This window comes from Flavobacterium cerinum (assembly GCF_024496085.1).
GTDB lineage: Bacteria > Bacteroidota > Bacteroidia > Flavobacteriales > Flavobacteriaceae > Flavobacterium > Flavobacterium cerinum_A.
In genome coordinates, this window is record NZ_CP101751.1 from 1,596,993 (window position 1) to 1,609,008 (window position 12,016).

Genomic DNA, 12,016 nt, shown 5'->3' on the forward strand with positions numbered 1-12,016 from the left:
AACGCATAAAAACGGTTTCCAAATACGATGGTGTTTTTTGGAAACCGTTTGTTTTTATTTTTCTAAATAGTGTAAGAAATTTTGTAAGTTTAATGCCAATTATTTTAAGATAAAAGTGAAGCAGTTAATTGCACTTATTTTATTGGTCGGATTTTTTTCGGCCTGCTCGGATAAACCGGAAAAAGACAATCCTAAAGTGGCTTTTTATTACTGGAAAACGGTTTTTAAATTAACGGAAAATGAAAAAAAGGCGCTGACAGAAAATGGTACGCAACGAATGTATGTTCGCTATTTCGATGTCGGATTAAAAGGGAAAGAAGCTGTTCCGATATCACCAGTGACTTTTGCCGAAAAGCCGGGCGATTATGAAATCATTCCCGTAGTATATATCAAAAATGAAGTAATGCTCGAACCTACAGTCAAATTACAAGAACTGGCGGAAAATATCAATCGGTATATCGGGCAAATGAATACCAAAAACAAAATTGCCTGGAGTGAAATTCAGGTGGATTGCGACTGGACATTAAACAGTAAAGACCGTTACTTAAAATTTGTTACGCTTTTAAAATCGGTTAGTGCCAAAAAAATGTCGGCGACAATACGTTTGCATCAGGTGAAATATTTTAATAAAACCGGAATTCCGGATGTAGACAAAGGGGTTTTGATGTATTACAATATGGGAACTATTGCTGCCGATAACCAAAATTCTATTTACGACAGGGAGATTGCAAAACGCTATCTTAAAAGCCTGAAAAAATTCCCGCTACAACTTGATGTCGCTTTACCAATTTATGCCTGGGGAATTCATATCCGGGATCATAAGGTGATAAAATTAATCAGTAAAATGGATGCCGCTTTACTCGAAAAGGATCCGCATTTTAAACGAACGGACGAAATGTATTTTCAGGTTGTGAAAAGTGTGATCCGCAACGGAAACTATTTTAAAGAAGGCGATCAGGTGAAGATAGAAGCAATAACGAAAGCGGATTTAAAAACAATGGCAGAAGATATGAGTGACAATCTTGCTAAACGACCGGATGAAATAATATTATACGATTTGGATACTTTTAACTTAACAATATATAATGATGATCAAAAGTTTTTTAAAAAAGTGGCTGGTTGGTTTTAGTCTTTTTGCCGGGGCTTTTACAGTTGCATATGCTTGTTTCGATGATTCAGAAGGATATGATAGGCGAGGCCAATCCAATTTTACACCGGAAGTTTATGTAGATAAATTGAATATGCCGCTTTTTAATATGAGCTGGTATAATGATTTTCAGTATGCTTCCCAGTTTAACGATGATATTGTAGCAGATTGGAACGGCTTTCTCGAAGGGAGAATTAATAAAACGGATCTGGAATATTTTATAGTTGCAGATAGTGCGAACGCCGAATTGACGAATCTTTATGAAGTGGTTTTTAAAAAGAAAAAAGCGACTTTCCCTTCCCGTAATCTGGATTTAAAAAATAAAAAAGTTAAAGACTTTCTGGAGTTTATGCATTATGCCCGACAGGTGGAACATTTTGCTACAAATGGAGAGGGAACCTGGGATTATGAAAAAGATAAAGCGATTCCTTTACCGGCAGAATTAGTACGTCGGATAACGGCCAAATATGAAGCAACCGAAGATAGCTTCCTGAAAAACAGGTATTGGTTTCAAACAATGAAAGCTAATTTTTATAGCGGAACAAAGCGGGAAGCCATAACTTTTTTTGAAAAAACGAAAAATCAGGTACCGCAAAATACATTGTACTACAGAAGTCTTGCTTATGTGGCCGGTGTATACTATCAGGAGAAAAATTATGTAAAATCCAATTACTTGTATGCTATAGTATTTGAGAAATGCCCCGCATTACGCAGGGTGATGCTATATAATTTCCATCCGCAGGAGCAAGCTGATTTTGATGGTTCTTTACAAATGGCACAAAATAATGATGAAAAAATAGCATTATGGGCCATGTTGGGGTATTATGCGGATGAACGTAAAGCAATTGAAAAGATATACGGATTAAACCCGAAAAGTGAACACCTGGATTATTTATTGGTATTCTTAATTCAAAATGAGGAAGAGCGTTTAAAAGACATTAGTTATGTGTCGACTACAGAATACAAGCAAAAGATAAAAGAAAAACTGGACAAAAAAGTACTGGAATTGGTTCGCAAAATTGCCGGCGATGGACAAACGGCAAAACCCTATTTATGGCAGACCGCAGCCGGTTATCTGAATACAATTAACGGAGATTATAAACGGGCAGAACAAGAATTTAAAAAAGCGGAAAGTAAAGCGCCGAAATCGGAATTGTTTGAAAAACAAGTACATCTTTTACGAATGATCAATACTTTAAGCCAACAAACAAAAATCAATGCAAAAGTGGAAAAGCTATTGTTACCGGATTTAAAATGGTTAAAAGAGGAGATTAACAAAAAACATAAGAATGATGATGATGATAATGATGATAATGATAATCCTTTCCGTACTTCAGAAGGTATAACATGGAGTGAAAACTACATCAGTCTGCTATATAAAGAACAGAAAAACGATGTGATGGCCGAATTGTTTAACCCCGATATTGATTTCTACAGCGAAGAAAAGAAACTTGAAGCGATGAAGACTTTTTTAAGCAAATCGGATAAAAGTGAATGGGAGCAACTTATTGCAGCAGACTATAGTATAAAATTGCCGGAGATTTATGAGTATCAGGCCGTGAATTATACATACGCAAATAAAATAGAGCAGGCTATTGCTCTAATGGAAAAGGCGGATGAAGGAAAAGAGAAGGTTTTATTAGGAAATCCGTTTAACGGAAAGATTAAAGATTGTAATGATTGTGACCATATGAGCAATCAAAAAATAAAGTACACTAAACTTTCTTTTTTACAAAAGATAAAGGAGATGCAGGACAAAGTGAAGCAAGGTGAAGAAGTGTACAGTAATAGTCTTTTATTAGGAAATGCTTTTTATAATATAGCCTATTATGGAAATGCCCGACTCTTTTATGATGGAAATATTTTGTATTATATGGAAAGGGGTTGGAATAGAGATCGGTATAATCCGCGACTCGATTTACAAGATCAGTCACTGGCATATAGTTATTATAAACAAGCATTTGAAGCAGCGACTACACCGGAGCAAAAAGCAAAATGTGCTTATATGATGGCCAAATGTGAACGAAATACCTACTATAATAAAGAATGTAAAGATCCGAGATACGGTTGTGATGAAATGGAAAAACACTTTTTAGCATGGGATGGATTTAAAAAACTAAAAGCAGATTATTCGAATACACGATACTATAAAGAAATAATCAATGAATGCGGCTATTTCAAACAATATGTAGCCAAACAACGATAACAAAAAAGGCTGTCTCTGATTCTTGAGACAGCCTTTTTTATTCGTTAACGTTTAATCTGAACCCGCATTCCTTTCGTATGGCTCGTAAATTCCGGAGCATACATACTTTGTATTGTAGTAATACCGTTGGAGAAATGACCACTGTTATTAGCGCGTACATCATATTCGATAACATAGATTCCTTTTCGGATGTGATCAAAAAAGAAATGGGTCGCGGCATCGCGGGTACTTTGCGAGTAACTCAGATCTTCTTTCCATTGATAACCGGAAAGTACATTTACCGGCTCAAAACCGGAAGCTCTCATATCTTTTAAATGAATATATTCGATATCCTCAGTCGCTTTGATGATAATGCGAACGGTAACAAGATCACCGACTTTAATGCTCTTTTCCGGTGTGATTAATTCCAGTTGTGTGCCTTTATCGGTTGTTTTCTTTAGATATAATTCTTTAGAAGTTGATAAACCGCTTCCGCTTTGTGTTTTAATTTTATCAAGATCTTCAAAATATTGCCAGTAGTAACCACCATATCCCGGAACTTTGGATTTATTTTCGATGCTGATAGTCGCCATATCCGGACTGATTTCTTTTTGATTCCAGTTGAGTTTGATATAACCGGTTTCGGCCTCTTTCTGATTTTCGTTCAGTTTTTTAGACATTATTTTTTCATTTCCGACTTTAAAAACGGTGTTGTCCTTTTCCGAAAGCCAATTGTCACCGTACGATAATAAAGCATAAATCGCTTCGGTAGTGGCTTTGGTCGTTGGCCAGCTTTGTCCTTGTTTGTTTTTTAGTAACCATACTTTCATCGCTTCAATTGCGGTTTTATCGTCGGTTATTTCAGCGAATGCTTCGATCAGCATTGCCTGAGTTTCTATCGGCGCCTGATACCAGTACCATCCGTGTTTATTGGCAATCCAATACATACCGAAATCAGTATTGTTAGCTGCCGTTTCTTTTAAACCGGTTATAATAGTTGCCGCCGTTTTCGGGTCATTAAAACGATTGAAAACTAATGCGGCTAAAGCTTTTTCGTAAAGCGAATAATTCAGCCAGTTTTTTCGCGAAGCTTCCAGCTGTAAGTTAATCGCGTTTTGCTGTTCTGTATTTAAAGGATGACTGTCCAGATAGAAACTTCGGGCATAGAGGTAATAGAGATTATCACAATTCTGACGATTTAGTCCGGAAGTTTTTAATTGCTCTTTATGATCGGACATAAACTTGGAATCGATATACTGAATTCCCGGATCTGTGATGCTTTTAAATCGTGATTTGATATCTTCTTTGAGCTGCATTTTGGAAAGATGCCCGAAACCGGCCATAATATGACGTGTAATATAATAGCTTTCATTTCCGTTTTGGAACCACGGAAAACCTCCGGATGCTTTTTGTTTTTCTTTTAGCTTATCAAAAATAACATCAGTGGACGTCGCCATTTTGTCCAGGTCGAATAATAAAGCCAGATTTTTTTTCTTTTCAGCGTCAGACTGAGAATCGCGTAACCACGGTGTTTCAGCCAGTATAATGGATTTTAATTCTTCATTTTGTTCCAGTTTGGAAATACTTTTTCCGTCTTTTCTCCAGTTTTCAAAAAGCGTTGCAATTTTAGGATTACTGTTTATAATCTGCGCAGCCAGTACATTGGAATAATAACGGGCAAATGTTTGTTCAGCGCATTCGTGTTCGTATTCCATTAAGTAGGGTAGCGCCTGTAATGCCAGCCAGGTCGGATTGGAAGTATATTCCAATGTAATCTGGTGGTTGCGAAGCGTTTTTGAAGTATTGTGCTTTAAATTGTCAAGTGTATATGTTTTTTTACTGTCGCCGCGAACCCATAACGGGATACTTTCGGTAACAAATAATGTATTGGTAAGCACCGGAAGTATATTTTCTTCACCATCGCTAAAGTTGCCGGATTTGGCTACTACTTTGTATTGGATACCTTGAACGCCTTCCGGAATAATGATCTTCCAGCTCACTTCCGAATTCCCTTTGGCCGGGATAATAAAGTTTTTGATGTTGTTTTGATTGGCCGTTTTATGATCGATCGGTTCCATTGTTGTAGCGTCAAAAAGTTGTAAAGCCGCAATTCCGGATTTTGAATCGAAGGTCATATTGGCAATTTTAGCGCTGATCAATAGCGTGTCTTTCTCACGGAAAAAACGAGGAAAGTTAGGTGTTACCATCAGCTCTTTCTGTGTGATGATCTGATCTTCATAATAAGCTGATTTTCCTTTTTTGTTATGACCTAAAAGACGAAGTTTCCATTTCGTTAATGACTCCGGTGTAGTAAATGAAAATTTGATTTTTCCTTCTTTATCCGTTTTTAAATGCGGATAGAAAAAGGCCGTTTCATTAAAGTTTTTCCGCGTTTTTACCTCAGCAATTTCCGTTAGCGCTTTTTTTGTTGTTATCACTAAAACACCGTTAGCACCTGCGGAACCGTACAAGGCTGTTCCTTGTGAACCTTTTAACAGGGTAGTCGATAAAAGTTCGGAACCGGGTAGATTTTCCAGTGTACCGGCATCGACTATTTTTCCGTCGACTACAATTAAAAGCGGCTTGTCGTTTTCATTTATAGTACGCGGCGCTCTGATCGCAATAGGTGGTGCCTGACTAACCTGAAGACCGCTTACTTTTCCGGTTAGCGCCTGAAGCATGTTTGCGTCCGATGATCTGTTAGCCAGATTAGCCTTTAGCATCTCGTCTTTTCTGGCCTTTATTCCCAGAGCACCGACAACCACTTCATTGAGTTGTTTGGACTCAGATGTTAATACGACATCTTCGGTAGTAGCTTTTACAATCACTGACTTGGTTTCCATTCCCACAAAACTATAGGTCAGTATATCACCTATAGATGCCGTTATCGTATAATAACCATCCATGTCGGTCTGGGTACCCCGTTTTGTTCCGTTGACAACAACGGAAACGCCCGGTAACGGTAATCCGCCTTCCGAAACCGTACCACTAATCGTTTTGGCATTGGCCGGTGTTTTGGTTTTCCCGGAGTCAACCAGTTTTTTATAAAGTAGTAGGGCGTAAGGATCATTCGGGTTCGCAAAATTAAATCCGAACCAGATAAGGCTGTTAGTTTTGTCTGAGATATCCGAATAATAAGAAGCGGTATCGGAATAGAAAGACAAAGATCCGTACTCATTCCCAAAACCTAATTTCGATTTTTCCGGAACATAACGGTTGTAATAACGGAAAGATGCCAGTTGTTCCCACTCGGTTTTGGTAAACTGATCCAGTGAACTGTCATACATGGAGGCTAAAACTTCGGCTTCTTTTTTGTTTTTTATCCGGAATATCCAGTTTTCATGACTTCCGGGCTCGATCTTATTTCGGATACTTTCAACTTCAAAAGCTAAAGATTCTTCTTCTTCCTGAATGTCGGAGATAACGGTTTCCGTAATAACTTCATTATCAAATAAAGTTTGAAATTCTATTTTGATCATTCCTTTGGCACCGGTTTTTACAGGAACCTGTATAATCGCTTGTTTGTTCCGGAGTTGGAATGTTTCTCTGTAATATTGTATGCCGTTAGAATAAACATCGGCATTCAGATACAAATCGGCAAAATTGGACGCAACTTCCAATTTTATAAATCCGTCTTTTAACGGAGTAGGGTTGACTTGTTTCACCGTAAATAAACGGTCGGATGGTTTTTGTTTGTCCTTTTGTTGGAGTAATTTAAAGTTAGCTGAGTTTTCAATCGAATGGCCGAGTGAATCTTTAGTTGAAAACGTAACCGTGTAATTTCCGGTTTTCCAATCCGACATAAAGTCCAACGGGATTTTCCGATCCGATTGTGTATTCACATTTCTTTTTAGGACAACGGTTTTAGGAATCGAATCATTGTCGCGTTTTTCATAAGGGAATACTGAATCGAACGTACTGTCGTCTATCGATTTTATTTCCGGATTATATCCTTTTCTTTTCCATTTGTTGTTTATCGGAGCGGTATAATAAAATGTCAATGTGCCTTTAACAGGAATAAACGAATCATTCAGGTTTTCACTGTTCAATTGCAGGAATTCTTTCTTTTCGGTTTCGATTACCAGCGGAAGATTAAGTTTCAGGTTTAGCATATGATAACCCGCTTTTACCGTGGTTTTTTCGCTTCTGGTTTCCCCGTTAATGTCAGTTACGTCAACCGTAACTTCATAATTAAATACCGGACGTTTTTCCGGTCCGTATTCTGTGTCCGGTTCCGCATTGAAGACAACTGTAAAATTACCGTTGCTATCAGTTTGCGTTTCGCCTTTGGCTATAAAAGGCCCCTCTTCCTGATAGTAATATCTTGACCGGGCAAATCGTTTGATAGTGTAGGTTACTTTGGCATCACTGATAGTACTGCCCGAAAGCGCTTTGGCAGTTCCTTTTACGGCAATTTCCTGATTAACGGCATATGTTTTTGTTACAGGCGTAAAAGTGATCTGAAAGTTGGGTCTTTTGTATTCTTCGACGTTAAAATCGATGGTTTTGTTATAGGAGTTCATATTGTCCCAAAACGGATGTTCATCTTCTGCTTTATTATAAAGAGGATCGTTTTCAACCATATCCGGTTCTTCAGCTTCAATCGAATATGACCCGGTAGCACCGCTTTTAGGCAAAATAAATTTACCGGAGAAAGACCCGAATTCATTTGTTTTGACTTCTAATGTTTCTATTGTTTTGTTATTCGGATCAGTAAGATTAACTTTTACAGTAAGATTAGCTATAATTTCTGTTGTGTTGTTTTTGTCCCACAATGCGATTCCTTTATAATAAACGGGTTGTCCGGGTCTGTAGATCGCCCTGTCCAGAAAAAACCGGATTGTCGCATTGGAAATGGAATCGTTTGTTCTGTTATCCCGGTTAAAATAATCGTTAACATAAGTTTGGCTTACATATAACGAATCGTTATTTTGTGTTGCCAGAATATAATCATCATAGGAATAATTATATGGTTCCCATTTAATGCTGGCGCGACCTTCAGTATCGGTTTGTGTCGTAAAATTTGCACCGGAAATAATCACTTTTTCCAGTGGTTTTCCGGTTTTTCGATGCAATGCTTCAAAGTATAATTGTTCGTTTTTGATATAACTCAGTAATCCGATATCGCTCACAATTAAAACATTTTCGTTTGTTTCTTTGGAATAGGTTTTATCCGGACTATCATAATCAATCATATACATTCCGGTTGTCAGATCCGGTAACATTATTTCGGTAGTATATTCAAAATAATCACCTTTGTTTTGTAACGGATACGTGATGGATTTTGTCGGTTTTCTGGAGTCACGGATTGTTTGTTGGATACTGTCTCTTTTAGCAGAAGGAATGTCATATAAGGAGTTGACTTCCCGATGGTTTATTTTATAAAAGGAAAGTGTGCAATTATTCAGGTTTTTATAACGGATAAGCGCTCGCGCATGCTGCTCGTTGTACGTGTATTTTACTAACTGAATTGAAAAAGATTCCCGTGTTAAAAAGTAACGGTCGTTTGCCGCTTTTTTATAGGTATTGGACTTTCCTAAAGCCAATAAACTGTCATATGTTTTTAATGCCAGTTGGTTATAATCCGGATGGTCTTTTTTAGAAGCATATGACTTATATAGTGATGCTTTTCGATATAAAACATTTTGAAGAGTCAATGTATCTGTATGTTGTTTCGGGAATCGATCCAGTATTTTAAGATATTGGAGCCCTTCGACGTTAAAAAGAGACTGTAAATCGTCCAGTCGTTTCAATTGGTATTTTGAGCGTAAAACAGGATTGTTTTCCAGTTTTTGATATAAGCTTATGCTGTTTTTTAAAGCATCATTTTTGATTGACTGTAGGTTGTTTTTACGGAAATTATCGGAAGTGTCAAATAATGATAGCCATTCCTTTTCTGTATTTTTCAGATGAGAACCTTTTATTTCTGCGATATAACGCTGAATAGCCTCACTAGCTAAAAAATCATAAAGCGTATACTTTTTAAAGTCTTCGTATTTTTCAAAGTCAATAACATTTTCATACTGCGTTAACGGTGTTTTTAATAATACGGTTTCCGCTTCTATTGCTTTCTGATAAGCAGTTTGTATCGTATCCTGAAGCATGTTAAGCGGCCAGGTTCTATAGTCGGCATCAGGAGTATAATCGACATTAGATAGTTTAGCGATTTTATATCCGTTTTTGACTAAATGGGATTCAAGACATTTGGCGTAGATATAGTATAATAGTGATTGTGTGGGAATACTAGTGTTTTTGATATCGTTTTTTAAATTGGTAATAATTTTAACACCGGCATCTTCTTCCAGTACCTGCATATACTTGGAGGTATAAAAAAAAGTTTTGACCATTTCGGCTTCATCCTTTCGGTTTTTCGCTTTTTTATAAATATGCTGTACTTCTTCATTTGCCGAACGGATTTTACCTTCCTGTTCCAAAGCCACGACTTTTTTCCATTTCGTATCGAATTTTTGTGCCGATAGTGAAACGGAAAGCAACAGACAAATAATAAAAATAATTTTTCTCATAAGGATGAATTTTGAGCCAATATACTACAAAGTTTAAATATTCTCTAATCGTTATAAAAAAGGATGTATTTTGTTATTTTTGAATGATGAAGCAATGGATTTACATAGGGTTGTTTGTACCTTTTTTATCGTGGTCACAAGGTGATTTGGGAAAGGGCGTGCAGTTGTTTGAACAGGCGCGTTATGAAGAAGCAAAACCTTATTTCAATGGGATTGTAAAAGAAGATCCGGATAATGGCAAAGCAATCGAATATTTAGGGGATATTGCGGCTCATCAGCAACGATGGGACGAAGCTATTTCGCGCTATCAGCAACTAAAAGTGCGATACCCTAAAAATGCGGAGTACTATTATAAGTATGGCGGTGCTATGGCGATGAAAGCTAAATCGGTTAGTAAGTTTAAGGCACTGGGAATGATCGGTGATATAGAAGATGCCTTTCAGACAGCTGCTAAATTAAATCCGAAACATATAGAATCGCGATGGGCTTTGGTCGTCTTATATCTGGAATTGCCGGGTATAGTAGGCGGAAGTGAGAAAAAAGCACAACGGTATGCCGATGAATTGATGGCGATTTCTCCGGTAGACGGTTACTTGTCGAAAGGCCATATCGCGGAGTATTTTAAACGCTATCCGGAAGCGGAAAAATATTTTATTAAAGCAGTACAAATCGGTCAGTCAAAAGTGACTTACCAACGTTTGGCAGATTTGTATAAAAATAAAATGAAGATGCCGGAAAAAGCAAAACAAACCTTAGATTTGTATCAAAAGAAAAAAACATAAAAATGCGTACACATTTTATCGCTATCGGAGGAAGTGCAATGCACAATCTGGCATTGGCTTTACATAGCAAAGGATATAACGTAACAGGAAGTGATGATGCTATTTTCGAACCTTCCCGAACCCGGTTAGAGAAAAAAGGATTATTGCCGGAAGAAATGGGATGGTTCCCGGAAAAAATAACATCCGATATTGAGGCGGTTATTTTAGGAATGCATGCTAAAGCGGATAATCCCGAATTGTTAAAAGCTCAGGAACTGGGACTGAAGATTTACTCGTATCCGGAATTTTTGTACGAACAATCAAAAGATAAAACAAGGGTTGTGATTGGCGGTTCCCATGGGAAAACAACGATTACTTCGATGATTCTTCATGTAATGCATTATCATAATATCGATGTCGATTATATGGTGGGAGCTCAATTGGAAGGATTTGATACAATGGTACACCTGACATCGGATAATGATTTTATTGTTTTGGAAGGAGATGAGTATTTGTCATCGCCAATGGATCCGAGACCGAAATTCCACCTGTATTATCCTAATATTGCATTGATCAGCGGGATTGCCTGGGATCATATCAATGTGTTTCCGACCTATGAAAATTATGTAGAACAGTTTTCAACTTTTATTCAGAAAATCACAAACGGCGGTATATTGGTTTATAATGAGAATGATCCTGAAGTGAAAAGAGTAGCAGAAGAAGCAACCAATCCGATTCGTAAAATTCCATATCATACACCGGACTATACGGTTGAAAACGGAATAACATTACTGGCAACGCCGGAAGGCCCTATGCCGATTGAAGTTTTCGGAGCACATAATCTGAATAATCTGGCCGGAGCCAAATGGATCTGTCAGAATATGGGAGTTGATGAAGCTGATTTTTATGAAGCTATAGCAAGTTTTAAAGGAGCATCCAAACGATTGGAAAAAATAGCCGAAGGCAATGGAAAAGTCGCTTATAAAGATTTTGCCCATTCTCCGAGTAAAGTAGAAGCAACAACCCGAGCGGTAAAAGAACAGTATCCCGACAGAAAGTTAATCGCCTGTCTGGAACTGCATACCTACAGCAGTTTAAATGCTGCGTTTTTGAAAGAATATCAAGGTGCTTTAGATGCAGCTGATACAGCTGTGGTGTTTTATTCACCCGATGCTGTAAAAATTAAACGATTAGAAGAAGTTACCTATGAGCAGATTGCTAAGGCATTCAATAGAGAAGATCTGATTATTTATACTAATCCGGAAGATTTTAAAAATTTCCTTTTTGACCTTAATCTGGATCATTCGACTCTTTTATTAATGAGTTCCGGAAATTACGGCGGACTCAATTTTGATGAGGTAAAACAATTGATAGAATAGAATAAAAAGGGGCTATCTCA

General features: G+C 37.4%; 5 protein-coding genes. 4 read left to right on the top strand and 1 reads right to left on the bottom strand.

All coding sequences use genetic code 11. The features are described from left to right. Positions 1-115: 115 nt before the first annotated feature. Both NOX80_RS07015 and NOX80_RS07020 read left to right on the top strand, forming a co-directional pair. Positions 116-1,129, top strand: a complete 1,014-nt coding sequence (locus NOX80_RS07015; RefSeq protein WP_256552597.1) for a hypothetical protein — start codon at positions 116-118, stop codon at positions 1,127-1,129. Further along, positions 1,086-3,353 carry a hypothetical protein gene (locus tag NOX80_RS07020; protein ID WP_256552598.1) on the top strand — a complete coding sequence of 756 codons (2,268 nt, stop codon included), beginning with the start codon at positions 1,086-1,088 and terminating at the stop codon, positions 3,351-3,353. Before NOX80_RS07015 ends, NOX80_RS07020 begins: the two co-directional genes overlap by 44 nt. Before the next feature lie 44 nt (positions 3,354-3,397). Here the strand turns inward: NOX80_RS07020 and NOX80_RS07025 are convergent, their stop codons facing one another. Further along, on the bottom strand, positions 3,398-9,856 hold the full coding sequence (locus NOX80_RS07025; protein WP_256552599.1) for an MG2 domain-containing protein: 6,459 nt from the start codon (positions 9,854-9,856) through the stop codon (positions 3,398-3,400). Between the two features lie 83 nt (positions 9,857-9,939). Between NOX80_RS07025 and NOX80_RS07030 the strand changes: the two genes are divergently transcribed. Both NOX80_RS07030 and NOX80_RS07035 read left to right on the top strand, forming a co-directional pair. After that, positions 9,940-10,638: a tetratricopeptide repeat protein gene (locus NOX80_RS07030; protein ID WP_371926081.1), complete on the top strand. Its 699-nt coding sequence runs from the start codon at positions 9,940-9,942 to the stop codon at positions 10,636-10,638. 2 nt (positions 10,639-10,640) lie between these two features. Then, a complete protein-coding gene (locus NOX80_RS07035; protein WP_256552600.1) occupies positions 10,641-11,996 on the top strand; it encodes a UDP-N-acetylmuramate--L-alanine ligase in 1,356 nt (451 codons plus the stop codon). Positions 11,997-12,016 lie beyond the last annotated feature (20 nt).